At 37.6% G+C, this 26804-nt stretch carries 17 protein-coding genes; 12 read left to right on the top strand and 5 right to left on the bottom strand.

What is annotated here, in order from left to right:
• Positions 1 to 29 precede the first annotated feature (29 nt).
• The 7 genes from BN2628_RS11395 to BN2628_RS11365 all read left to right on the top strand — a co-directional run bounded on the left by BN2628_RS11395 (position 30) and on the right by BN2628_RS11365 (position 13774).
• On the top strand, positions 30 to 2303 hold the full coding sequence (locus BN2628_RS11395; protein ID WP_044226773.1) for a DUF4627 domain-containing protein: 2274 nt from the start codon (positions 30 to 32) through the stop codon (positions 2301 to 2303).
• 188 nt (positions 2304 to 2491) lie between these two features.
• Positions 2492 to 4294: a right-handed parallel beta-helix repeat-containing protein gene (locus tag BN2628_RS11390; protein ID WP_257606473.1), complete on the top strand. Its 1803-nt coding sequence runs from the start codon at positions 2492 to 2494 to the stop codon at positions 4292 to 4294.
• A gap of 79 nt (positions 4295 to 4373) precedes the next feature.
• Entirely contained in the window at positions 4374 to 7424 is a 3051-nt protein-coding gene (locus BN2628_RS11385) for a SusC/RagA family TonB-linked outer membrane protein (RefSeq protein WP_044226766.1), read from the top strand.
• A gap of 14 nt (positions 7425 to 7438) precedes the next feature.
• Positions 7439 to 8983, top strand: a complete 1545-nt coding sequence (locus BN2628_RS11380; RefSeq protein ID WP_021929809.1) for a RagB/SusD family nutrient uptake outer membrane protein — start codon at positions 7439 to 7441, stop codon at positions 8981 to 8983.
• A gap of 135 nt (positions 8984 to 9118) precedes the next feature.
• Entirely contained in the window at positions 9119 to 12304 is a 3186-nt protein-coding gene (locus tag BN2628_RS11375) for a chondroitinase family polysaccharide lyase (protein ID WP_052431428.1), read from the top strand.
• 90 nt (positions 12305 to 12394) lie between these two features.
• Positions 12395 to 13303 (top strand): alkaline phosphatase family protein, encoded by a 909-nt coding sequence (locus tag BN2628_RS11370; protein ID WP_055097319.1) that lies wholly within the window; start codon positions 12395 to 12397, stop codon positions 13301 to 13303.
• 75 nt (positions 13304 to 13378) lie between these two features.
• Positions 13379 to 13774 carry an HIT family protein gene (locus BN2628_RS11365; RefSeq protein ID WP_021929806.1) on the top strand — a complete coding sequence of 132 codons (396 nt, stop codon included), beginning with the start codon at positions 13379 to 13381 and terminating at the stop codon, positions 13772 to 13774.
• A 137-nt stretch (positions 13775 to 13911) separates the two neighbouring features.
• On the opposite strand, the gene BN2628_RS11360 is transcribed toward BN2628_RS11365, so the two are convergent.
• The 5 genes from BN2628_RS11360 to aroQ form a co-directional block, all read right to left on the bottom strand.
• A complete protein-coding gene (locus BN2628_RS11360) occupies positions 13912 to 15132 on the bottom strand; it encodes an FtsX-like permease family protein (protein ID WP_044226763.1) in 1221 nt (406 codons plus the stop codon).
• A gap of 24 nt (positions 15133 to 15156) precedes the next feature.
• Positions 15157 to 15492, bottom strand: a complete 336-nt coding sequence (rbfA, locus tag BN2628_RS11355; protein ID WP_021929804.1) for a 30S ribosome-binding factor RbfA — start codon at positions 15490 to 15492, stop codon at positions 15157 to 15159.
• Positions 15493 to 15629: 137 nt separating this feature from the next.
• Positions 15630 to 16262, bottom strand: coding sequence for an O-methyltransferase (locus BN2628_RS11350; protein WP_044226760.1), 633 nt, complete (start codon positions 16260 to 16262; stop codon positions 15630 to 15632).
• 1 nt (position 16263) lies between these two features.
• A complete protein-coding gene (gene pyk / locus BN2628_RS11345) occupies positions 16264 to 17730 on the bottom strand; it encodes a pyruvate kinase (RefSeq protein WP_044226756.1) in 1467 nt (488 codons plus the stop codon).
• Between the two features lie 26 nt (positions 17731 to 17756).
• Positions 17757 to 18179, bottom strand: coding sequence for a type II 3-dehydroquinate dehydratase (gene aroQ / locus BN2628_RS11340; protein WP_021929801.1), 423 nt, complete (start codon positions 18177 to 18179; stop codon positions 17757 to 17759).
• 131 nt (positions 18180 to 18310) lie between these two features.
• On the opposite strand from aroQ, the gene xerD reads away from it, so the two are divergent.
• The 5 genes from xerD (at position 18311) to BN2628_RS11315 (ending at position 26142) form a co-directional block, all read left to right on the top strand.
• Positions 18311 to 19216 carry a site-specific tyrosine recombinase XerD gene (gene xerD, locus BN2628_RS11335; RefSeq protein WP_044227030.1) on the top strand — a complete coding sequence of 302 codons (906 nt, stop codon included), beginning with the start codon at positions 18311 to 18313 and terminating at the stop codon, positions 19214 to 19216.
• Between the two features lie 333 nt (positions 19217 to 19549).
• A complete protein-coding gene (locus BN2628_RS11330; protein WP_021929799.1) occupies positions 19550 to 21226 on the top strand; it encodes a tetratricopeptide repeat protein in 1677 nt (558 codons plus the stop codon).
• Positions 21227 to 21369: 143 nt separating this feature from the next.
• The gene (locus BN2628_RS11325) at positions 21370 to 22152 is read left to right on the top strand and encodes a class I SAM-dependent methyltransferase (RefSeq protein ID WP_044226753.1); all 783 of its coding nucleotides are present in this window, start codon (positions 21370 to 21372) and stop codon (positions 22150 to 22152) included.
• Between the two features lie 99 nt (positions 22153 to 22251).
• Positions 22252 to 23670, top strand: coding sequence for an adenosylhomocysteinase (gene ahcY, locus BN2628_RS11320; RefSeq protein WP_044226750.1), 1419 nt, complete (start codon positions 22252 to 22254; stop codon positions 23668 to 23670).
• 15 nt (positions 23671 to 23685) lie between these two features.
• Positions 23686 to 26142, top strand: a complete 2457-nt coding sequence (locus BN2628_RS11315) for a YfhO family protein (protein ID WP_055097317.1) — start codon at positions 23686 to 23688, stop codon at positions 26140 to 26142.
• The last annotated feature ends 662 nt before the right edge of the window (positions 26143 to 26804 follow it).

Genomic DNA, 26804 nt, shown 5'->3' with positions numbered 1-26804 from the left:
TTTTTACATTAACTTTTAGATTACATATTATGAAAAAGAGATTACTTCTTATGTCATTACTTGTGACATCATTGGGTGCCTCTGCTCAATTCAACTGGCTATCAAACGGTGATTTTGAAGCAAGTGATAAAACTTTGGAAAGATTTACCAGTGCAGCAACACCGGAGAAAGGAGACTGGGCCATTTATGGTCAAAATGGTACCGATGCTTTTACTGGGGTATTGAAACATGAAGACGATACTTACAAAAATGTAGTAGAAATTACCGGTTCCAGTTCCGTAAGTTGGTACAAAGCTTATTTGATGCAAAATGTACAATATCCATTGAAAGCGGAAAAATTCCAATTGGTCTTCGATGCTAAAAACGTCAGTGGCAATACAAATATTTCAGCATGGATTTATTTGGGAGGGGGCAATACATATGCATTGAAAACCGATTTCGACGACAAAGAGGGAACTTCTGCAGCGTCCGGTGCTCGTTACGATTTTGCCGGGACATCCGAATGGCAAACTTTCACTGCAGATTTCGACTTTACATACCAATGTAATAATATAAATGCACCAAAATCTGTAGCTGATTGGGCCAAAACAGCAACTACAGATTCAGATTTGGCAGACGTACGCGTAGTTTTCGGGACAAATGCCAAGACAGGAGCTTTTCTAATCGATAACGTACGGTTAATCCCTGTAAATCCCGAAACAACACCTGATGGTGAAGAACCGGACCCAAAACCAGACCCAACTCCGACAGTTCCCGAAGATCCTGAATTTCCGGCTTACGTAGAAGTAACAGATGAAGGAGACTTCTTAAAAGACGGAGGCTTTGAACTTGACGTGGACGAAATCCAAAACTGGAGAACTCTGAACAAAGGTAAATTTTTAGGAGATATCGGCCATTGGTATTTCTATAACGAGGATAAAGATGGTGTTGACCCATATGCTTCAAGTGCAAAAATTCAAGATTCAGGAGACTCTCACGGGAAAGTGGCCGCTTTGGTAAACAAATCGCCTATTAGTAGCTGGTGGGGACACAACCTGATACAACGTATAGGTGTAAAGCTACAGCCTATGACTTATCGTCTGAGTTTCTATGTTCGCTCCAATAGTGGTGCAAAAGGAAAGCTAAACATCGCCCTGAAAGAAAAAGATGCAGAAAAATGCACAGGCTATGCTTTACTGGATGGATTTGTTCCGGCAGATCATCCCAAATCAAGCGGAACGACACCCGACTTTACAGCAACAACAGATTGGCAATTGATGGAATATGTCTTTGATCTTTCCAAAATGGCTACAACAATCTGGAGTCCGACATCTGGAACTACTACTGAAGAAGAAGCAAACGAAAGTATCGCCAATTACATTCAGGAAGTTACCAATGAAGAACTATGGAAAAATGCTTATCTCATAATGTGGAATGAAACTGCAAATTCTACGTTAGAAATAGACAACGTCATTTTTGAGCCGATAGACACATATACCGAAATTCAAAACCCCAGTTTCGAATCAAATACACTACTCCCGATTATGGTAGCCGCAGAACCTGCACCTGGAGCACGCAGTGGTCAATGGGTCGTTGTCAATAAACGTGGCGGAGAAATGAATCTCTCTATTGACGAAGAAGATGCTTTCGAAGGCAAACGGTCTATGAAATTGGAAACCGTCAAAGCTGCAAGTTATCCAAGAATGGACCAATACATGGCCATGGATATTTATGAAGTACCCGAAGGGGACTACACATTTGACTTTGCAGCCAAAGCTTCCCAAGAAGGGGCACCTATTCGTGTAGATGTATACGTTTACACCGATTCCGAAACATTTATGGCGGTAACAGGTGAAAACGGAGATGTATATGAACCCGATACTAACACTGGCCATGGGTTGAAAGTATTCAACGCAACCACAGAATGGACAGAATATAGTCAACCGGTAAAAATCGAAGAAAATATGTTGGTACGTTTAATTATCCGCCCCAATATCAAAGGGACAAACAATACCGGTTTACCTGACGATTATACACTCCCGGTATCACATTGGTTCGACAATTTCGCACTCAACGAAGCTGTACCTTCAAGTATAGAAGCAAATACTGTCAACAACAATGTACGGGTATATGCTCTGAATGGTTCTATTCAAATCAGCACTTCAGAAAATACAAATGTCAATATCTATAACATGAATGGTGCATTGGTAGACCAACTTAACAACATAAATGGAACTACAGCACGTACAGTGGCCCCGGGATTCTATACTGTGAAAGCAGTTTCTCCCAACCATGTACAGACATTTAAAGTCCTGGTAAAATAATGACAACGTTAGAAAGAAAATAAAACTGGAAAGAAGAAGAGGGGGGCAATCATAGTCCTCCCCTTCTTTCTCCATAAATTTCTTGTCTGGACCTTTATGATATAAATACTCACACTTGTTTGAGGAAAAACATTCCGATACATCGAAAACAATCAATTTCATAATATTACTTACTTAAACACATGTATATGAAAAAGTTTTTTACAATTGCCAGTGCTCTATTCTTGGCAACAAGCCTTTCGGCAAAGGTTGTCTATGTTGCTACAGACGGCAACAATAGCAACGACGGCTCTACATGGGACAATGCAGTTGCAGATATTCAGAAAGCTTATACTTTAGCTAATGCCGGTGATGAAATTTGGATAGCTGGAGGGACATATGTTATGACAGATGGTTCTGCTCTTTTAGTAGACATGAAAGACCAAGTAAATGTATACGGTAGTTTCCAAAAAGGAGATGCCAGTATAGATGCTCGTATTCGCCCAGATGCTGTAAATAAACCTTATGAGTTTGCCAATCCTACAATTTTCACGACTGAAGGAGTAACATTGTCTCAACGTCCTTTCGGTCGCTCAAATACAACAGACGAATGGGTGGGNTTCTCTGATATGGCAACAAGCAACGGTAAACTGCTTTTCTTACAAACAGGTGTAACCATGCAAAATTGTATTGTCAAAAACTGTGGCGGTACTGAAATTATTGTTTATTTCGAAGGTAATGGTTTGATGAAAGACTGCCTGGTAGAAGGTTGTTACTCACTTGGAAGTGATAAAACTAAATTTTATGCTGTCCGTGTTTGTGCCTCAGCCACCTTCAAGAAAATAAACAATGTAGAAAACGTTACATTTAAAAATAATAAAGATGGTTCTTCCTTACACCTGTATAACTACGCAGAAGGAAATGGCCGTAGCTACGTAAAAAATTGTACATTCGATGGAAATACCAATTATTGCTTGGCATTCAAAAATGACGGAGCCAGCACCCCTGTATTAGTAGACCACTGTTTGTTCGAAAACAACAAGTGTGCAACAGCAGCCAATACAGTAGGAGAAGGTGTCGTATTTACCGGTAATTCTGCCAGTGCTGTCGCTATCACCAACTGCATCATCCGTAACAATGAAAATACAGCTGCAGCTACTGCCGATAGTAAAAATGCCATTATTGCACTGAATGGCGGTTCTATGAAACTGGTAAACTGTTTGATTCATAATAATAAATCTAATCGCCTGAATATCTATGTTGCTGGACACATGATCAATAATACCGTTGTAAACAATATTGGTTCTGTAGGTGCAGCAACAAAGAGTATGGGCGATTATATCAACAATATCTTCGTTAATAATACACCGACAGAAGGTAATACTGTATTCACAGCCGATTCTGAATCAAACATAGAATTTATATATAACGGTATCGCAGAAACAGATATAACCATAGCCAACGATAATGCATACGCAGACTACTATATTTCTGGAATAGATGCTTCATCTTTTGTAAATCCGACTTTGACTGCAGGATTGGTTACAAACGAAGAAGCCGCTAATGCTGATTTCTCTTTGGCAGCTTCATCTCCAGCTATAAATGCCGGGCTTTGGAATTATGACGGTTACGATGCCTATCCAGAACTATATGTAGGTTATATCGACGGTACGGAAATTCATGACGAAGCAGTTGCTGCATATCAGAAAGATTTAGCTGGGAATATACGCGTAGAAGATGGAAAAATCAGCTTAGGAGCTTACCAAGGAGCAAAAACAACTTCTGATATCGAAAATGTTGTACTTGACAATCGTTCAGCTATTGTATACGGAATAGCCGGAGCTATCATTGTCGAAACAGAAGAAATGACAAACGCCTTTGTATATGATATGACAGGTTCACTCATCAAAACCGTAACCATCAATGCAGGAAGCAATACAATTTCGGTAGCAGGAAATGGATTATACTTGGTCAAAGTGGGTAATGCTGCCTATAAGACAATCGTTAAATAATTAGATATTAATAAAAGGGTGCACATCAAAACGATGTATGCCCTTTTATTATTTTTATAAATATCTTAAAATATAAATTATGAAAAATACTTTTTTGTGGATTTACCGGTTGCTTAACCTGTTTATCATTACTTGTTTCTGTTCGTTACCGATATACGCACAGAATCAGCAAATAACAGGTAGAGTCTTGGATAAAGGGAATGAACCAGTCATTGGAGCTTCTGTTTTGGTAAAAGGAACAACAAATGGAACAATTACCGACTTGGACGGAAACTTCAGACTAAACAATGTAGCCAAAGATGCAACTATCCAAATTTCTTACATTGGTTACAAAACACAAGAATTTAAATTGGATGGAAAAACACATTTTCCCATTACATTAGATGAAGATACTCAAACATTGGATGAAGTTGTAGTAGTAGGTTACGGTGTACAACGCAAATCAGACTTAACGGGTGCTGTCGCTTCCGTAAAAGCCGCAGATGCATTGAAAGGAACTCCTGTATCTGATATCACCAATGCCCTACAAGGTCGTCTTGCCGGTGTAAGTATCATGTCCTCTTCCGGTCAACCCGGCTCCAGTGCAACCATTCGTGTTCGTGGTTCCAACTCATTAGCCTCGGAAAGTGGTCCACTAATTGTTATCGACGGTTTGATGGGCGGTTCTCTTTCATCTTTAAATCCCTCAGACATTGCTTCTGTCGAAGTCCTGAAAGACGCTTCCGCCACAGCTATTTATGGATCAAAAGGTTCTGCCGGTGTCATCTTGATTACCACTAAAAATCCGGAAAGCGGAAAAGTCAATGTGGAATATAATGGTTATATCAATTTCAAAACACCATATGAGTTACCGGAAATGATGTCTGCCGGTCAGTTTGCCGAGTTAGCAAATGATTATGTTAATGAAATTAACGCATCGACAGGGTCTTCCATGTCTGAATTTTATACACCGGAACAAATCCAGGAATTCTATCAAAATGGCGGATATGACTATATAGATAAAGTTTTCCGAAATATGTCTATAGAACATACTCACGAACTTTCAATTTCTGGAGGAAGTGAGAAAACGAAATTTCTATTTTCAGGTAGCTATAATGACAATCAGGGAATTGTTAATAATTCTTGGGGAAAACGTTTCAATTACCGTTTGAAAGTTGATACCGATATTCGCAAATGGTTGAAAGTCGGTTTGAATTTCTGGGGTGACTACCAAAAAAGTTCCTCTATTCGCTTTTCTCAATACAACAATTTGCTCATTGGCGCATTAACTTATCCGAACACTTTATCTCCGACAGACGAAAACGGGGACTATCGGACGAACAATTTGATTAGCCCTCAATATAACCCCTCTATCTTTGTGGATACGCCCCAAAATGATGGATACATCTATACATCTCGGTTACAAGGATATGTAGATGTGAAATTGGCCAAAGGACTGAATTTCCGTATGACACAGGGTTTCACATTCTATAATCGAAACACCCAAAACTTGTATGGAACAGGCAGTTATGAATACTACCAGTCATATGGACAACAAACATCTGCAGATGCACGCAGTTACCACAATTATAGCTGGATAAATACGAATATCCTGTCTTATATACGAGAATTCAATGAAGATCATCGTATCAATGCAACAGCCGTATTAGAACAACAATATGCAAATAATTATTACTTGAGAGGATTTGGCCGAGACTTGATTTCTGAGAAATTGGGTTATGACGCTTTGGGTATGTCTTCTCTTCATACAGTCGAATCGGAAAGAGACATTACTACCATGCTTTCTTACTTATTACGTGCCAACTACGTATTCAAGAATCGTTATATGGTAACGGCATCTTGGCGTCGTGACGGTTCCTCCGCTTTGGCAAAAGACAACCGTTGGGAAAATTTCTGGGCTATGGCTTTAGCTTGGGATATCAAGAAAGAAAAATTCATGCAACAAGTTGATTTCATGGATCAGTTCAAACTACGTTTCGGATACGGAGAAAATGGTAACCAAACAATGCCTTCCGGTCAAGATTATCTGGCTTGGACACAAATCACGGCAGAAAAAGATAAAGACGGTAATTTGAGCTTCGTCACTGAACGGCTGGCCAACCGTGATGTAAGATGGGAAAGAACCAGCCAATTTAACTACGGTCTGGATTTAGGCTTTTTCAATAATCGGTTGACTGCATCAGTAGATTATTATACAAAAGAGACCAAAGATGTATTGTTATATGTAAATATGCCTATCTATACCGGATTTACCAGTCGATACGCGAATGCCGGTACAGTAACGAATAAAGGGTTCGAAATAACTTTAGGTGCAGATCCCGTAGTAACTAAAAACTTCCGGTGGAATACATCTGTCACCTTGTCAAGAAACATAGGTAAAGTAAAAGAATTAGCAGACGGAAACAGTTATGCCGACTTATCCGGTAACTATGAAAACAAATATTTCAGAAACATAGTTGGTGAAAAAATAGCAACAATGTGGGGATATAGAAATGAAGGCGTATGGACTTCGGAAGAAGTAAATGCAGGTTTGGCCCCAGTAGGAACAGAGGCAGGTTCTTATAAATACAAGGATAAAGACAATAACGGAGTAATCGACGAAAATGACCGTGAAATTATCGGAAACGGACAGCCAAGTTTCCAATGGAGCTGGAATAATGCGTTGAGCTATAAAGGTTTCGATTTTAGCTTATTCGTAATTGGAGTACACGGTTTCGACATTTACAATTATACCCGCGAAGCACGCCTTTCTACAAATGGTTCAATTGTATTAAGCCCGACTCCGGAATGGGAAAACCGATGGACTCCGGAAAATGATAAAAATACAGGAGTTGCAGGTTTTATTGGCAATAGAAACGCCTTAACTCCCTCTTCTCAATACGTAGAAAATGGAAGTTTTGTAAAAGTCAAAAGTATTACATTAGGTTATACTTTCCCGGAAAATTGGATGAAGAAAGCCACCATCAACCGATTAAGAGTCTATGTTTCTCTGCAAAATCCATTTTTATTCACAGGATACTCCGGTATGGACCCGGAAGTTACTTTACAAAAGTCATTGACTTCCGGTATCGACTGGGGATATTATCCCAATGGTCGTAATTATTTAGTTGGTTTAAATCTCTCATTCTAATCTATATGAAAATAATGAAGAAACAAATATTAATTGCATCCTGCTCAGTAAGCATGTTGCTATGCGGATGTGTAGACCTAATGCAGGAACCCAGAAGTTTCCTGACTCCGGAAACCATGGTTTATGACCAAAAGACCATCGAAATCATGGCCAATGGTTTATATAACGATTTATGGTTCGAGAACTATGCTTATAATTGCCGCTCACAAATATTAGGAGTAGGAGCCGATGATATAGTAACCGGAACTATGACAAAACGTTATACATTTGTTGACCAGCTAAATGTTACTAACGCACAGCATGATGCCGATGTAGAATTAATGTGGCAAAACATGTATGCTGTAATCCGTTCGGCTAATTCGATGTTGAGAGACGTGGTCAAGTCTGAAGATGTCTCCGATGAAGTAAAAAATCCATACTTGGGTGAAGCTCATTTTATGCGAGCTTTCGCTTATTTCAATTTAGTACGCTACTTCGGCCCGGTACCGGCAATTTTAGATCCGGATTGCAATGAAGATATGTATGGCAATGCTTCAGGTTCAATCATACGAGCAAGTGTAGCAGATATTTATGATAAAATTATTGTTCCCGATTTGATTGCTGCCGAAACAATGCTCCCTGAAAGGGCTCGTACCAACGATAATTCACGTGCCAGCCGGGCAGCTGCAAAAGCTTGCTTGACAGATGTATATCTGACTATGGCGGGTTGGCCTCTAAAACGTGGACACGATTATTATGTTTTGGCTCGGGATAAAGCCAAAGAAGTAATTGACCATACAGATACAAAAACTTATACATTAGTACAACCCTACGAAAATTTATGGAAAGAGGCAAACAAATCTGATGATACAGAACACATCTTTGCCTTGAATCATGATTCGAATAATGGGACGGCAAGTAACTATGGTCGTTCATACTACGCTACAGAAGAAAGTTCGTCTGCATGGAGTGACTATTTAGCGGATTCCTGCTTCTATGAACGTTATCCAAACGATACACGAAAAAGCTTCAACTTCATCGCAAATTTTAAAGTCGAAGGTACACCTCGTCCTTTAAATTATAAACGGACTTCTATGCGTTCACCGGCAATTAATAAGTATAGAGACTATACTCCGCTGGATGCAAATGGGAAAGTGATTATGACTGCTCAGACAAACGGCATCACGCCCATTTACCGATATGCCGATATATTGCTGATGTATGCCGAAGCCCAAAATAAAGCAGACGGCAGTCCCAACGCATTGGCCTATCAATGTCTGAATGACATTCGTAAGCGTGCTGCAAATGGCGGAACTTATACAGAAGCTGCCAATTTATCTCCGGAAGATTTCGACAAAGCTGTTTTCGATGAACGTGGATGGGAATTTTTTGCTGAATTCAAGCGCTGGTTCCACCTGGTACGTACAGAAAAAGTATTAGAAGCCAACATGTACAACCCTCGCGTGAAAGCGGCTATCGAAAAAAACGGTATTGCAGCTAAAAGCAAAGAGGCATACTACTGGATGCCACTTCCTATACAAGAAGTACAATCGTGTGGTTTTGAACAAAATCCCCGCTAACTACTTTTAATACAAACTTAGTAAAAGGGTATTCCGGAAGTTGTGCAATCTGTTTTAGTAAATGGCAATCCGTTTTGTAAGCAGTAACTCACTACCTCAGGTATACCCTTTTTAATTCCATTAAAGAAAAAACATATGAAAAAATTAGTATTGACAGGAATGTTATTGTTAGGAGGATGGATAACAGCCTCTTCACAACACTCCTTTACATTTGAAGATGAGACGGTTCCCTCCCAATGGGTAGCAGAACAAGGTACACTCACTCTAAGTACCGAACATATGACAGAAGGAACACAATCACTATGTTGGGAAGTCCCTGCAGGACAAAAAGCGTCAATGCTTATCAACTTTACATCCTTCAGAACGTCAGTAAGCTACGCTTCCATATTTGACATTTACAGTCTCCAAGCTACAGAATCTCCACTAACTGTGGAATTTTTAAACGGAAGCAAAGAAGTACAACATACAGCTAACGTTACCATCAATTTTAAAGGATGGAGAGAATTTAATAGAGCCTACGGATACGATTTTAAATCAAAGGTAGCAAAAACTCTTGCTTACGTTCGTTTCACATTGGATAATACAGCTCTATCCTCCCCTCAAAAACTTTTTTTCGATGACGTAAACTTCAAAGGTTCGACCAACAGCAGCCGTCAGGCAATGGATTTAATGGTAAAAGATGTACAATATATACAAGATGGTTGTAAAGACCTGCTGCAGATTTACGCTTTTGAACCGGATATCGAACTGACAACGCCGACGCAAGAAGAGCTGAATGATATTACTTCTATTAAAGGAAAATATCCTTACACACCTACACCAGCCGAAACTCCACGAGTTTTAAGAGATGTAAGAAATTATGTTGGAACACTTGATATCGTTAGAAACGCTGACGGCTCAATCAAAGGAAATTCGATTATTACGAGTTCTACAGATTTAACAACGACCAAACAACGCGAATTGCTAATTCAGTTAAATGCCTTAGCTGCATCTTCGACAGATGGAGATTCTGAATTATTCCGAGACTTTCTGGACTTAGTCATAGACCAAGGTGTAATGTACCAATACCCTCAATTACCTTCAAATAATTATAGCGTAGTTCGTGAATATCCTCAATTACTGTTAAATCTCCTCCCAAAATCTACAGAAGAACAGCAGACTGAGATATTAAAAATGGTTCGCTGGATATCTGAAGCCGGATGGGCTTATGCCGACACAGATTATCTATCTACAGAATTCAGTTCGGATATCATGTACAATTATTTATCTCATTTCTTATCATATGCAGCCTACCAGCCAGATACAAAAATTGCTGTTCGAGAACTAAAAGCAATGTCCCGGTTTATGGAACGGATAGTAGCGCCTGTATCCGGAGGATACGACACGGTAAAACCGGATGGTGTAGGGTTCCATCATGGTACACATTATAATAACTACATGTATGCATATAACGGATGGACCGATGCCGTCTATAATTTGAAAGGGACAGCATTCCGTATATCAGAAACAGCATACAATTATATGAAGAAAGCCGTTTTGGCTTGTTATATAATGAGTAATCGTTCCAATACTGGCTCCAATTATTATGCAAACAGTTTGAGTGGCCGTCACCCATTAGATGGAGGTCATGTGAATCAATTCTCTAAAGCTTATTTAGAAAAGTTCATTGAAATCGGGACAGACATTTTCGGGATGGAAGATACAGAATTGACTTCTGCATACAACTACTTCTTACTGAGCGATAAATACAACGCACCTGAAGCCGATTATACAGGTTTTTACCAATTCAATTATAGTCCAATTGGAGTTTATCGAGGTAACGATTGGGTTGTAACCATGCGTGCCCCAACAACAAGAATGTGGGGAGCTGAGATTTATAGTGGTACCAGTCGATTTAGCCGTTATCAATCACACGGAACAATGGAAGTTGTTTATAGTGGCGCATTGACAAACTCCGGATTACCTCTCTCTCCTACCGGTTACGATTGGAATGTTGCCCCTGGAGGAACAACCGTACATTATACTTCATGGAGAGAAATGATGCCTAAACAAAATACAACCCAACGGTTTGACCAATTTACAGCCACTAAAGATTTTGCAGGAGCATTAGCTTGGGGGAACTATGGTATGTTTGCCTGTGATTTCGACCAAATAGACACCTGGGGAGGACAATGTTTCACTCCTACTAACTTGGTATTCAAAAAATCGGTATATGCCTTTGACAGCATGTTGATTAGCTTGGGCTCCAATATCAGTTCTTCCGGGTCATATGGAGACGACCGTGTCACGGCAACTAATCTTTTCCAAGAAGTCGGCTCTGATATGGGCAATTTGAATATAAACGGTACAATGATGAGCTCAGGTGATGCTGATAAAGAACTTTCATCCGAAACAGATACTTGGATAGTAACTCCTAAAGGCACAGGATACTTTATCCCTAAAGGAAATGATAATATTGTCGTAAAATATGGAGAACAAGAAGGTCCGAATGAGGATGGCTCCGATGTAGATTCTCCAGCAACAGCAATTGCGACGAAAGCATACATCAACCATGGAGTGAAGCCTACAGATAAGAACTATACATTTGTAATGGTTCCTCAAACAACAGCAGAAAAAATGCAAAACCTGGCCTCAGAACTGACAAATGGTGGGGGAGAACGTTATACAATCTTATCACAAACAGATAAATTCCATGCATTGACTTATAAACCGGCCGGAATCACAGCCTATGCTTTCTTTGAAGCAGTAGACGATACCAAATTGAGCGTAGTGAAAGCAGTAGGGTCTGAAATGTTATTGATGCAACGCCCTCAATCTGACGGTTCGCTCCATCTGGCCGTATGTAACCCCAATTTACGTCCTCAATCCAAAAGTTCTTCCCTTGGAGACTGGTTGCCTGGTACTACCGAAACAAGTATTACATTAGAAGGAGAATGGTATACAGATATGGAAGCAGAAGGATTTAAAATCAACGATCCAGAAAACGGACAGACTGTAATCGAACTGACATTGAATCACGGATTACCCATTTATATACAAGTCGGTCCAGAAGGATACACCTCCTCTATTGACTCCGAAGAAATCGAAGGAGATTGGTTAAGAGTATTTCGCTCAGGCGAAGAAATGGTCGTAGAACTGACAAAACCGAGTTCAAATGCCACATTCGTCGAACTTTATTCCATTGACGGAACAAAAACCAGAAGCGAAGTTCTGAATCCAGGAATACAAAAAGGGAGTATAAAGTTGCAGCAAGGTAATGCCGTACAAATATTACGCGTTCGCAATGGAGATAAAGTAAAAGTTCTTAAATGTATTCACTAACCATACAAAATAGAAATAAAGATAAAGTTTGATGTATTATCCTTATCTTTATTTCTATTTCGAATAATATATCAAAAACTATAATATCATATGAAAAATCGAATCATCACTATTCTTTTATTATTTTGCTGTTTATTAGCAACAACTCCAATTTCTGCAAAAAAATGGCGTGCTAAGCATACTGTGTTGATTGCATTGGATGGCTGGGGAGCATACAGCGTATCAAAAGGAAATATCCCTCATATAAAAAACTTAATGGAGCAAGGTTCTTATACTTTGCATAAACGCTGTGTTTTTCCTTCCGCCAGTGCTATCAACTGGGCATCCATGTTTATGGGTGTAGGAACAGAACTTCACGGATACACTAAATGGGGTTCTAAAACGCCTGAAATTCCATCTCGCGTTGTAAACGAACACAATATATCTCCTACCATTTTTTCTATTATGCGTGAACAGTATCCAAATGCAGAAATCGGTGTATTACACGAATGGGAAGGAATAAAATATTTAGTGGACACTTTGGCATTAAGCCATCGCGGCCAAGCACCCTCTTATGATGATTATCCAGAAGCCCTATGCGAAATGGCAGAAACGTATATCAAAGACAAAAAACCAGCATTAGTAGCTGTATGTTTCGACCAATTAGACCATGTCGGACACAAATCCGGTCATGATACCCAAGAATACTATAATTGTCTCCATACTTTGGACGGATATATCGGTCGTATTATTCAAGCAATCAAAGATGCTGGAATCTGGGACGACACGATTATCATGTTAACGGCAGACCATGGAGGAATCAACAAAGGCCATGGAGGTATTACACTGGAAGAAGTAGAAATACCGTTTATCATTGCAGGAAAAAATATCAAACAAAGTGGAGAATTTCAGGAAAGCATGATGCAATTCGACACAGCAGCAACCATTGCTTATGTATTCCGTTTAGAACAGCCTCAAGTTTGGACAGGTCGTCCAATGAAGCAAGTTTTCAAGAAATAAGTTACCTATTTCATTTTTCCATATTTCACTTTTTTGTAGTACCTTTGGTTATAATAAACATAAAAACTTATCGACATGCCAACTATTTTTAGTCGTATTGTAGCCGGAGAAATTCCTTGCTATAAAGTGGCCGAAAACGACCGTTTTTTTGCTTTTCTGGATATCAATCCAATAACCCAAGGTCATACATTAGTTATACCTAAAAAAGAAGGGGATTATATTTTTGCCATGGATGACAAAGAATTAAGCGACTTCTCCTTATTCGCCAAAAAAGTAGCAAAGGCTATAGAAAAAGCCATACCTTGCAAACGTGTAGGAATGGCTGTTATCGGATTAGAAGTGCCACATACACATATTCACTTAATTCCTATTAATAAGGAATCCGATATGTTCTTTACTAATCCAAAACTTAAATTATCTCCTGAAGAAATGAACGACATTGCTGTTCGTATATCTTCGAAATTTGAATAATAATTTCTTATAAAAATAGCCGGAGTTTATTCCGGCTATTTTTATCTTCTGTATAAAGTATTGAAACATATAAAATTGGGATGAAGAGAACTGTTTTTCAATCCTATTCCCAACAATAAAGGCTGGTATCTTAAGCTTTAAAGCAATTTAGAACGCATATATCTGACAGGGTACCACGCTGATAAAAATCCCAAAAGAGAAACAATACCCATTACAGCAATAACATCAACCCACATCAATTCCACAGGATAAGCGTCTACTACAAATGCTCCAGTCCCCTCTCCCAATCGTAATAACCCGAAATGCTGCTGTAATAAACATAAAGTAATACCTAATACAAGGCCAATAACTGCACCTATCGCTGAAATCAAACAACCTTCGGTAAGGAATATCTTGGATATAAGTCTATCATCTGCACCCATACTTTGTAAGGTAAGGATATTTTCTTTCTTATCGATAATCAACATTGACAATGAGCCTATGACATTAAAAGTAGCAATCATTAAAATAAAAGCCAATATCAAAAAAGTCATCCATTTCTCAATCTGCATCATTCGAAAAGAATCTTCTTGCTGCATCATACGGTCTTTTACTGTATAGTTTTCTCCTAAAACTTCTTTCAAATGAGATATCATTCCTGATATATCCGCCCCCGGTTTCAATTTTATTTCTATTGCTGAGACCTCGGTTGTATAATCCAAAATTTTCCGAGCAAAATCAAGAGGGACAATAACCATCTGGTCGTCATACTCCTGCTGATTGACACTGAAAACCGCTGCAACAAAAAGATTTCCCTCATTAAACGACGCTGCAGGGTTGGCCATATTGACTCGAACATTTCGCTTAGGAGTATAAAATTGTAATGGATGTACAAAGCGAGCTCCTGCTTCCAACTGATTAGCTATACCAACTCCTATCGTAGCGTAACCTACAATAGAATCACGAAGCATAAAATTCCCATCCAATAGAATCTTGTCTATTTCTGTCAATTGTCCGAAATTGTCAGATACCCCTTTCATTAATGCAGGCATTTGTTTATCTCTATACACTAACAGAACATTCTCTTCAAGTACCGGAGACCACACCTCAATATTCTCCCATTTAGAAATATCCGTAAACAGAGTATCTGAAATATCAAACGTTTTTCCCTTTATCGGTTCAATTTTTATATCTGGGTCAAGAGTCGAATATAAAGATGCTATCAATTCCTGAAAGCCGTTATATACTGATAAAGTACAAATCAAAGCCATTGTAGTGAGAGCAACACCACAAACCGATACCATAGAAATAATATTAATTGCACTATGTGATTTTTTAGAAAAGAGATAACGCCATGCAATTGTAGATGATAACCCCATTTTTCTACTGGTTTCTTGTTTTCTCTACTTTTTCAACAACATATCAATATTTTCGATATAGTCAAGAGAATCATCCAAAAAGAAAGACAACTCTGGAGTTTTACGTAACTGGAACCTTATCCTCTGAGCCAATTCATATCGTATATTTCTGGCATTCAATCGTATAGAATCTAATATTTCCTGTGCTTTTTCTGAAGGGAATATACTCAGATACACTTTTGCCACACTTAAATCCGGGCTCACACGAACTACACTAACCGATATCAATACACCATGAGTCTTCCGGGTTTCATTTAAGAATATATCACTTAAATCTTTCTGTAATAAGCGACTTATTTTACTTTGTCTGGTCGTTTCCATAATAACAATTTTAAATTTTTCAAGATTTGATATTCCATTAAAACAGGAACAAAAACCTATCTATAAAAAAAGGGTATAAATTTCACAAAGTTCAATATACGAACTTTCTATGAATTTACCCTATTTTTTATCTTATTTTATTTTTTCCAAATCAGAGTTAACCCATCTCGTAAAGGCAGAATAACTTTTTCGACCCTATTGTCTGCAGCAATCATTTCATTAAAACGAAGTATGCCGACTGTCTGTGCATCTCTCGACTGAGGTTCGGTAACAACCTTACCGTCCCATAAAGTATTGTCGGCCAAAATAAAACCTCCCGAACGTACCTTATCAAATACCAAATCATAATATTCGACATAATGCCGCTTATCTGCATCAATAAAAACCAGGTCGAACACACGATCAATACTCGGGACAATATGCATGGCATCGCCTATATAGAAACGAATACGCTCCTTATATTCTGACTGTTCAAAATAAGAACATGTGAAGTCCTCTATTTCATCATCTATCTCAATCGTATGAATTTCCCCATCAGGAACAATCCCTTCTGCCATACACAAAGCTGAATATCCTGTAAAAGTACCTAACTCAAGAACATACTTCGGCTTTATCATCCGACAGAGCATCTTAAGTATACGCCCCTGCAAATGCCCCGACAACATACGAGGTCTTAATAATTTTACATGGGTTTCCCGATTGAGCCGGCTCAATAACTCCCCTTCTTCGTCACTATGCCTGAGAATATAGTCCTCAATACGATCATCCATATCAACGATCCGATTCCTCTAAATTAGGCAATACATAGTGATGATAATCATCTAACACTCGGTCCACCTGATTTATTTCAAGGAATGTAGAACCTCCGCCTTCTCCGAAAGCCCCTCCTACATAAGCAATTAAATCATCTCGCGTAAGCCATCCCCGCCCAATCAACAAATTCAGCCCATTATAAAGATATTCACGCGATGTTTTAGTCTCAGCCTGATACATTGGGAAAACACCATAGGAGAGTGCCAACTCTCTCATTGTCCGTTCCTTATAACATACGGCCAAAACTGGATATTTGCCTCTATATGCTGCGACATAACGAGCCGTGCGTCCGGTATAACTATCTGTAATGATAGCTTTGGTTCCTAACTTCACTGAAGATTTTACTGCTTGTTTTGCCAAAAATGAAGTAACATCCATCGCTGATTCAGGTGTAACTACACGAATATCATTATCGGAAAGTTTTGTTTTCTCCGCTTCCTCTGCAACTTTCGACATAGTAGCAATAGCCTCTACAGGATATTTTCCATAAGCTGTTTCCCCACTGAGCATTAAAGCATCGGTACGATAATATATCGCATTAGCGATATCTGTAACCTCTGCCCGAGTCGGCCGAGGATTTTTTATCATAGAATGCAACATCTGAGTCGCCACAATAACCGGTTTTTTAGCCTGAACGCATTTCTTTATCAAAATACGCTGTATACCCGGTATCTTTTCTTGCGGAACTTCAATACCCAAATCTCCACGAGCAATCATTACCCCATAAGCGACCTCAAGAATCTCATCAATATTATCAACACCTTCTTGATTCTCTATCTTCGCAATAATTTTTATTTCACTGTTATGGGCATCCAATATTTCTTGTATATCAAGAACATCTTGCTTATTACGTACAAAAGAATGTGCAATAAAATCAATATTGTGTTCTATAGCGAAAAGAATATTTCGTTTATCCTTTTCCGTCAAGGATGGTAAATTGATTCGTACACCCGGTACATTGACACTCTTTCTTGACCCCAGCTCCCCTTCATTTTGTGCTTCACACAATAAGTAATCAGGATGCTTTTCCAAGACAGCAAACTCAATTTCTCCATCATCGATAAGAATACGGCTTTGCGTCGTCAAATCCTGGACAAAATTGGGATATGAAATACCTATACATTCTTTAGTGGTAGGAATATTCGGATCCCCAACCATTTTTACCCGATCCCCAGTCACAAAATTCACTCTCCCATCATCCTCTATTGTAGTCGTACGCATCTCAGGGCCTTTAGTATCCATCAGAATAGCTATCGTATTTGACACGGCTCTTACATTCGTAATGATTTTATTGAACCCGTCAGCATTTAAATGCGCAGAATTCATACGTACTACATTCATTCCATTATCGAACAATGCTTTGACGAATTCTACATCGCACCTCAAATCCGAAACTGTAGCAACAATTTTAGTGTGTTTAGACATATACTTATTTATTATGTTACTTTCTATTATAATTTATTTACCAAAGCTTCAACAGCCAAACGATATGAGTCAAGGCCAAAACCTATTACCGAACCTTTACAAGCTGCCGCAATCATTGATACATGACGATACGATTCCCGATTATGAATATTAGAAATATGTACTTCGACAACCGGAGCAGGAATTGCACGTATAGCATCGGACAAGGCAATTGATGTATGCGTATAAGCTCCTGCATTCAAAATAATACCATCTATGTCAAAACCATATTTATGTATTTGATCTATAAGCTCACCTTCAATATTCGACTGGAAATAATGAATAATATGATCCGGATAATGCTTTCTTAACAATTCAAGATAATCTTCAAACGAACTCTCCCCATAAACGCTCTTTTCTCGTTTTCCCAATAAGTTTAGGTTAGGGCCATTAATAATTAAAATATTCATAATTAATCATCCTTATTTATATCTTTGTAATGGCAATTGTTCTGTTTGAGCACTTTCAACAGCCCAATATCCGATTATACAAAGATGATGCAAAAGTAGATAAAAAAATTGAATATATAATCAGCTATACTATGATACTTAACGAAGAAGGAATAATAAAAAAATATACTTCTTATCTGAAAATAGAAAAAGGGTTATCTGCAAATACTGTTCACGCTTATCTCGACGATTTGAAAAAGCTGATTTCCTATATAGATAGCTGTGACATAAAAATAGAAATATTTGAATCTATAGATTTGCACAAATTCATCCACAAATTGCAACAAGATAAAGTTCAACCTCGCACCCAAGCTCGTATCATATCGGGAATCAAATCTTTTTACGAATTTCTTTTACTTGAAAATTATATAACACATAACCCGACAGAATTAATTGAAGGTCCTAAAACCGGATTAAAATTGCCCGAAGTCCTCACCGTTAAAGAAATTGATTTACTATCATCATCTTTCGATTTATCTCAACCCGAAGGACAACGCAATAAAGCTATTATTGAAGTAATGTACGGATCGGGGCTTCGAGTATCTGAATTGATAAATTTAAAACTCTCACAAATATATCCCAAAGAAGAATTTATTATTATTGAAGGTAAAGGAGACAAACAGCGCTTGGTCCCAATTTCCCAAACCGCTCTCCACGAAATAAACTTATATTTGCAAGACCGAAACAAGCTTGATGTAAAAAAAGGAGATGAAGACATTCTTTTCCTAAACCGTCGAGGCGGCCGACTCACCCGTGTAATGATTTTTTATATTATACGCAACCAATGCAAAAAATGTGGTATTTCTAAAAAAATAAGTCCTCATACTTTACGACATTCATTCGCAACACACTTATTGGAAGGTGGAGCCAATTTAAGAGCAATACAACAAATGTTAGGACATGAAAGTATTACTACCACCGAAATATATACCCACATGGATAACGAATTTTTACGAAGTGAAATTCTCACACATCACCCCAGAAATACCCACAAATAAATTTATGATAATAAAACCAAAACTGAAAGATTATAAAAAATTTGCTGATAGGTTTTATTCAAAAAGCAACATTTATTTACAAAAATATATATATAATATCCATATCAAGGGGATTTTCTCTTTTATTTTTGTTTTTTTAAACTATTCAATGATTTAATTTTAAGACAATATATCAAAGCCTATTATACTTTTAACTATATTTGTAACGGTATTTTTTATGTATTGTTGTAAACAAATGATAATATATTTTATAGACAATAAAAACAGAAATATAGAGAACTTACTATTTTTGCAATTATAAAAGTATAAGTGTAACCAAATAAACAATTAGTTATGAACAAAAAACTTTATTTACCCTTATTGTTAGCTGTATTGGTAGCCTTTGTAGGGTGTAAAAAAATGGGAGGACTTAAAGCCGAGTACTTTACTGTAACCCCGAATCCACTTGAAGTTGTTGGTGGTGAAGTTCCAGCGACTATTACCGGCCAGTTCCCGGAAAAGTATTTTAACAAAAAAGCAACTGTAGTCGTTACTCCATATTTGGTATATGAAGGTGGAGAAACTGCAGGAACTCCGTACACCTATCAAGGTGAAAAAGTTGTTGGAAATGACCAAACTATTTCTTACAAATTGGGTGGAAATATTACAATGAAAACTTCATTTAAATATATTCCCGCTATGAGAAAATCAGATTTATATCTGGCATTTAAAGTTTCTCAAGGCAAAAAATCATATGACTTGCCTCGCGTTAAAGTTGCAGAAGGTGTTCTTTCCACAGCAGAAATATGTGACCCGAATTCCTTGACTCCAGCTCTCGCTGCAGATAAGTTCCAACGTATCATTAAAGAAAATTATCAAGCTGACATTTTATTCTTGATACAACAAGCTAACCTTCGTTCTGAAGAGCTGAAAAAAGCAGAAGTTCAAGACTTCCAGTCAAACTTGAAAGATGCAGCTGCCGCTCCCAATAAAAAAATCACAAACGTAAATATTTCGTCTTATGCTTCTCCTGATGGAGGTGTAAAATTAAATACTACTTTGGCCGAAAATCGTGAAAATGCGACAGTAAAATACATGAAAGGTCAAATGAAGAATAACAATGTAGAAGCTGACATGACAGCTGAATTTACTGCTCAAGATTGGGAAGGCTTCCAAGAATTAGTATCTAAATCCAACATTCAGGATAAAGACCTTATTCTTCGTGTATTATCTATGTACAAAGATCCAGAACAAAGAGAACAAGAAATCAAAAATATGTCTTCTACATTCCAGATCTTGGCCGAAGAAATTTTACCCAAACTTCGTTATTCCAGAATCTCTGCAGCAATCGATGTTATTGGTAAATCTGACGAAGAAATCAGCAAATTGGCTGCTTCAGATCCTAAATCTCTTACTGTAGATGAACTTCTCTATGCTGCTACTTTGACTAAAAATCCGTCAGAAAAAGCTGCAATCTACAAAAAAGCTACAGAAATCTACCCGAACGATTATCGTGGATTCAATAACTTAGGTATGGTCAACTTCGAACAAGGAGATCTTAATGGTGCAGAAAACAATTTCAAGAAAGCTGCAAAAGTAAACCCGAACTCTCCTGAAGTACAAATGAACTTAGGCTTGATCGACCTTACTAAAGATGAACTCAACAGTGCAGAACAAGCATTTGGCAAATCAGCAGGTGTTAATGAATTGAACGATGCTCTCGGTGTTCTCTACATGCAAAAAGGTGATTACACCAAAGCTGTACGCGCATTTGGTGATTCCAAAACCAACAATGCTGCGCTAGCTCAAATCTTAACAAAAGATTACAATAAAGCTAAAAATACGTTGTCTGCCGTTAGTGAACCTAATGCAACTACATATTATTTGATGGCCGTTGTCGGAGCTCGTACCAATAATCAAAAAGCTGTTACTGACAACTTGAAAAAAGCTGTTAGCTTAGACAGCAACATGGCACAACAAGCTGCTACTGACCTTGAATTCGCAAAATATGATATTTCTTCTATCAAATAATAATAGAAAATAAACTTACAGGAAAGGGCCCTTCAATGAAGGGCCCTTTCCTTTTTATCCCAACAATTTGATACCGATTCCATTGCATAAGCAGTATAAATATTATATCTTTACATCATATATTTTCATTAAAAATCGGCATTATGCAGGAACGCCATTTAAACAGAAAAAAATACTTTGAAGAACTAAGTATAACCAGCCAAAAATATTACATCCCATACTTAACACAACATTTCGAATTAACCCCAGAATGCTCGATTCTCGAAATCGGATGTGGTGATGGAGGTAATCTTCTTCCTTTTGCACAATACGGATGCAAAGTCACTGGAATAGACATCTCAATAAACCGAATAAAACAAGCTCAAGATTTCTTTTTAGAAGCAGGACTTAAGGCTCAATTAATAGCATCTGACATTTTTAAAATAGATGATTTTGGAAAACTGTTCGATATCATCATTATGCATGACGTCATAGAGCATATCGCCGATAAAGAAAAATTGCTAAAACAACTAAAAATCTATGTGAAAGATAATGGTATCATCTTTATCGGATTCCCTGCATGGCAAATGCCTTTTGGGGGGCACCAACAAACTTGCAGAAACAAAATAATTTCACATCTTCCGTTTATCCATCTTTTGCCCAATCCAATATACAAAACTTTGTTAAAAGCTGGAAACGAAATCCCCGAAAAAGTAGAAGAGCTCCTTGATATAAAGTCTTGTCAGATCTCCGTCGAACATTTCAGAAAACTATCTAAAAAAACCGGATACGATATACAAAAAGAAACACTCTACTTTATAAATCCTCATTACGAGATCAAATTTGGCTTAAAACCCAGAAAGCTATCCCCAATACTTTCACACATACCCTATATCAGGAATTATTTTACAACTTCGGCATTCTTCTTATTGAAGAAACATATCTAATTATAGCTCAACATAGTAACAGATATTCATTTTTATATAGATACCCCAAAATCATCTCACATTTTTTCGTAGATTTGCAAACAAAATATTGATTACGACATGACAGAAGAATTGTTTTCACAACTGCCTTATAAAGTAGCAGATATTACATTAGCCGATTTCGGACGTAAAGAAATAGAATTAGCAGAGAAAGAAATGCCAGGATTAATGGCCCTCAGAGAAAAATATAAAAAAGATAAACCGTTAAAAGGTGCCCGAATCATGGGTTCCCTGCACATGACTATCCAAACTGCAGTATTAATAGAAACTTTAGTCGAATTAGGAGCAGAGGTACAGTGGGTTAGTTGTAACATATATTCCACACAAGATCATGCAGCAGCGGCAATTGCGGCAACTGGAGTTCGGGTCTTTGCATGGAAAGGGGAAACTCTCGAAGACTATTGGTGGTGTACACTCCAGGCATTACGATTTCCAAACGGAAAAGGGCCGAATCTAATTGTCGATGACGGAGGAGATGCAACTTTAATGTTACATATGGGATATCGGGCAGAAAAAGACCCCTCTACATTAGATTACACACCGGAAACCCAAGATGAAATCGCACTGATAAAAATATTAAAAGCAACTTTAAATGCCGACAACAAATTATGGACTCAAATACTTCCCGAAATAAAAGGTGTCTCTGAAGAAACGACAACTGGAGTACATCGATTATATCAAATGATGGAAGAAGGTAAATTATTGTTCCCGGCTTTTAATGTAAACGATTCTGTAACTAAATCGAAATTTGATAACCACTACGGATGTAGAGAATCTTTAGCAGACGGTATAAAACGAGCTACGGATATTATGATTGCCGGAAAAGTCGTCGTTGTATGCGGATACGGTGACGTAGGTAAAGGATGTGCCCAATCAATGCGCTCCTACGGGGCCCGAGTCTTAGTTACAGAAATCGATCCGATTTGTGCATTACAAGCTGCAATGGAAGGATATGAAGTAACAACAGTTGAAGACGCTTTGGCGGAGGGTGATATTTATGTTACCACTACAGGAAATTGCGATATAATACGTATCGAGCATCTATCAAAAATGAAAGATAATGCAATTGTATGCAATATTGGTCATTTTGACAATGAAATTCAAGTAGACAAATTAAAAAATTATCCGGGAATTCAATGCCGAAACATAAAGCCTCAAGTAGATCAGTATTTTTTCCCAGAAGGACACTCAATCATTTTATTGGCAGACGGGCGACTTGTAAACTTAGGTTGTGCTACAGGACACCCCTCTTTTGTTATGAGTAATTCATTTACAAATCAAACTCTTGCACAGATTGAATTATTCAAAAATAGTTATAAAATCGGGGTATACCGTTTACCTAAGATATTGGATGAAGAAGTTGCTCGTCTACACTTAAGTAAACTCGGTGTCAAACTAACAGAACTGAGCGAAAAACAAGCTGCCTATATCGGCGTTCCTAAAAACGGACCATTTAAGCCCGAACATTATCGCTATTAATTTAATAAAAGCTTTATGAATAAACAGTTGATGAAAAAAGCTCTTCCCTACATTGGGTCAGTGCTATTCATGATTTTATTGTCATATATATATTTTACTCCCGATATTTTCGAGAATAAAGTCTTATTTCAGGGAGATATGCAACAAGGCATTGCCATCGGTCAAGAAGGTATTGCATTTAAAGAAAAAACCGGAGAAACAACTCGATGGACTAACTCTATTTTTTCTGGAATGCCTAATTTCCAAATCTCCCCCAGTTATGACAATAATACTTGGATAAACCAGATTACAAACGCCTATCATCTATGGATAAAAACTCCAGCATCATTAGTTTTCATTATGATGTTAGGATTTTTCATTCTATTGATAACTTTACATATTAAATGGCCCCTGGCTCTCATAGGTGCAATTGCTTATGCTTTTTCATCCTATTTTTTTATAATCATAGCAGCCGGTCATATCTGGAAATTCATCACTTTGGCCTATATTCCCCCAACAATAGCAGGCATTCTATTGGCTTATAAAGGGAAATATTTAGCAGGTGCAGCATTAGCAGCTTTCTTTGCCATGCTACAAATTGTTTCGAACCACATCCAAATGACCTATTATTTTCTATTTGTAATTGCGGCCATCGTTATCGCTTGCTTTATAGATGCTTATAAGCAAAAACAACTTTCTCGTTTTTTCAAAGCAACCGGGTCCTTGATAATCGCAGGACTATTGGCCGTAGGAGCCAATCTGCCCAATTTGTATCATACATATGAATACTCTAAGGAAACCATGAGAGGTCAGGCCGGATTAGAACAAAAAAAGCAAAGTGCAGAAGAAGAAAAAGAAGCAAAGTCAGGTCTTTCTACGGAATATATCACACAATGGAGTTATGGTATAGGGGAAACGTGGACATTACTTATCCCGGATACTAAAGGTGGAGCCTCGGGCTATATAGGAAATAACAAAAAAGCTTTAGAAAACGTTTCACCTAATATGCGTGAATATGTCGCTCAAATGAATCAATATTGGGGTGACCAGCCTGGAACATCAGGTCCAGTCTACGCAGGAGCCCTCATTATGTTTCTTTTCATTTTAGGCTGTTTCATAGTTAAAGGGTCACTAAAATGGGCACTCTTAGCAGTAACGTTTTTGTCTATCATACTATCATGGGGAAAGAACTTTCTTCCCGTAACACAATGGTTTATAGATTATTTCCCGATGTACAACAAATTCCGTACAGTGTCAAGTATTCTTGTTATTGCAGAGTTCTGTATACCATTATTAGCAATACTTGCATTGAAAGAACTAATCACAAAGCCAAAACTATTATTAGAACAGCGTACATATACAATCGTTGCTTTCATTCTGACAGGAGGAATGGCATTATTATTTGCACTGTTCCCATCCCTATTCTTTAATTTTACAAGCGGATATGAAAAAGACTTTCTTGCAAAGAATATGGAATATGGCGAAGTATTTGCCAATATGGAGATTGCCCGAAAAGCAATTTTTGTTTCCGACGCCTGGCGAAGTTTCACTATCATAATCTTAGGTATAGGATTCCTATGGCTTTATTCAATAGGAAAAGTCGGAAAATCGACTTTAATCGTTGCTATAGGTATTATTGTTTTAGGAGATATGTATAACGTCAATAAACGATATCTTAGCACTAAAAACTTCGTCCCTGAGCGGACAATTAAAGAGCCATTCCCAATGACCGCTGCTGACCGCCAAATACTGGCAGATCCCGACCCTCATTATAGGGTATATAATCTGACCTCTGATCCCTTTAACGATGCATCGACATCTTACCACCATAAATCTATCGGAGGATACCACGCTGCAAAATTAAGAAGATATGATGACCTTATAAAATATCAATTAGTCAATAATAATCAGCATGTAATCAATATGTTGAATGCAAAATACTTTATTGTCCCGGGAGATAATAATGGACAACCACAAGCCATCCCCAATCATAATGCTATGGGCAATGCTTGGTTTGTTTCCAATATAAAATGGGTAAAAGATTCCCACGAAGAGATGGATGCATTAATCGAATTTAATGAGAAAACGACGGCAATAGCTGACCAGTCATACAAAAATCTTTTCGGACAATATATCTCTTCCTATACTCAAGGTGATACCATATTCTTAACCTCATATAAACCGAATGAACTACATTATAAAGCTAAGACTTCAAAAGGTGGCAGTGCTGTTTTCTCTGAAGTTTTTTTCCCTTGGGGCTGGAATATTACTATTGACGGGAAAAAAGCCGAAATGGCAAGGGTTAATTATGTTTTAAGAGGATTAGATATTCCTGCAGGAGAACATGAAATTATATTCAGATTTGAGCCTCAATCAATAGCCATTACGACTTATATAGCATATGCATGTATTATAGTCATTTTTATTTTACTTTTGAGCACAGCTATAATGCAAATAAAGAAAGGAAAAATTTCTGAAATAAAGACCGAATAAAAAATCTACTTCTCAATTTTTCATAAACGGATTATTAAGTATATGTTTTAAACTGAATAATCCGTTTATTTTTTCCCTCAACAAACTAATTATATAGGATATTATAGCGAAAATCCGAATATTTTAGTTATATTTGTTTATAATATTTAAAATCAATAAAATATGGACATACATTTAATGGAATACTATTAACCTGTTTATTGAGAACTTCCGTATACCGGCACTTTCAGAATTTTCATTTCAATTCTGCTGCCGCTTAACGAAAAGGTTCGTATATTTGCAAAATAAAAGAGACCCTTTATATAACAAGTGTCTTTTTACGAGCAGATATTTGTGCTTCTTATGAAAATTCTGGCTGTATTTTTAACTGGAGAAGCATAAAGAAAGTTCTGCACAACCCTTTTACTAACAATAGATAAATCATTTGTTCTATTCGGGCAGATAAGGTTTTTATATAAAAAAGTAAATCGGGGGTGTAGAACTGACTTTATCTCCGGTTGGGTCTTAGCCAGAGCCTTCATAAGATAAAGCTCAGTTTCTATACCCCTTTTCTACACGTAAGATTCCAAGAACTACAATCGAATCATTATTTAATGACAAAGTTTCTTCTCTGAAGCGAATTTAGATTATTATATATCTAAGTACATATATTACATCTTCCC

This window comes from Gabonia massiliensis (assembly GCF_001403595.1).
GTDB lineage: Bacteria > Bacteroidota > Bacteroidia > Bacteroidales > Coprobacteraceae > Coprobacter > Coprobacter secundus.
Note: the sequence above shows the minus strand (reverse complement) of the source record. Positions and strands in the feature narration are given on the sequence as shown.

Excerpts from the sequence above, each read along its gene's own strand:
- BN2628_RS11395 (WP_044226773.1), top strand. The coding sequence starts at position 30 with ATGAAAAAGAGATTACTTCTTATGTCATTACTTGTGACATCATTGGGT.
- BN2628_RS11385 (WP_044226766.1), top strand. The coding sequence starts at position 4,374 with ATGAAAAATACTTTTTTGTGGATTTACCGGTTGCTTAACCTGTTTATC.
- BN2628_RS11380 (WP_021929809.1), top strand. The coding sequence starts at position 7,439 with ATGAAGAAACAAATATTAATTGCATCCTGCTCAGTAAGCATGTTGCTA.
- BN2628_RS11375 (WP_052431428.1), top strand. The coding sequence starts at position 9,119 with ATGAAAAAATTAGTATTGACAGGAATGTTATTGTTAGGAGGATGGATA.
- BN2628_RS11370 (WP_055097319.1), top strand. The coding sequence starts at position 12,395 with ATGAAAAATCGAATCATCACTATTCTTTTATTATTTTGCTGTTTATTA.
- BN2628_RS11365 (WP_021929806.1), top strand. The coding sequence starts at position 13,379 with ATGCCAACTATTTTTAGTCGTATTGTAGCCGGAGAAATTCCTTGCTAT.
- BN2628_RS11360 (WP_044226763.1), bottom strand. The coding sequence starts at position 15,132 with ATGGGGTTATCATCTACAATTGCATGGCGTTATCTCTTTTCTAAAAAA.
- rbfA (WP_021929804.1), bottom strand. The coding sequence starts at position 15,492 with ATGGAAACGACCAGACAAAGTAAAATAAGTCGCTTATTACAGAAAGAT.
- BN2628_RS11350 (WP_044226760.1), bottom strand. The coding sequence starts at position 16,262 with ATGGATGATCGTATTGAGGACTATATTCTCAGGCATAGTGACGAAGAA.
- pyk (WP_044226756.1), bottom strand. The coding sequence starts at position 17,730 with ATGTCTAAACACACTAAAATTGTTGCTACAGTTTCGGATTTGAGGTGC.
- aroQ (WP_021929801.1), bottom strand. The coding sequence starts at position 18,179 with ATGAATATTTTAATTATTAATGGCCCTAACCTAAACTTATTGGGAAAA.
- xerD (WP_044227030.1), top strand. The coding sequence starts at position 18,311 with ATGATACTTAACGAAGAAGGAATAATAAAAAAATATACTTCTTATCTG.
- BN2628_RS11330 (WP_021929799.1), top strand. The coding sequence starts at position 19,550 with ATGAACAAAAAACTTTATTTACCCTTATTGTTAGCTGTATTGGTAGCC.
- BN2628_RS11325 (WP_044226753.1), top strand. The coding sequence starts at position 21,370 with ATGCAGGAACGCCATTTAAACAGAAAAAAATACTTTGAAGAACTAAGT.
- ahcY (WP_044226750.1), top strand. The coding sequence starts at position 22,252 with ATGACAGAAGAATTGTTTTCACAACTGCCTTATAAAGTAGCAGATATT.
- BN2628_RS11315 (WP_055097317.1), top strand. The coding sequence starts at position 23,686 with ATGAATAAACAGTTGATGAAAAAAGCTCTTCCCTACATTGGGTCAGTG.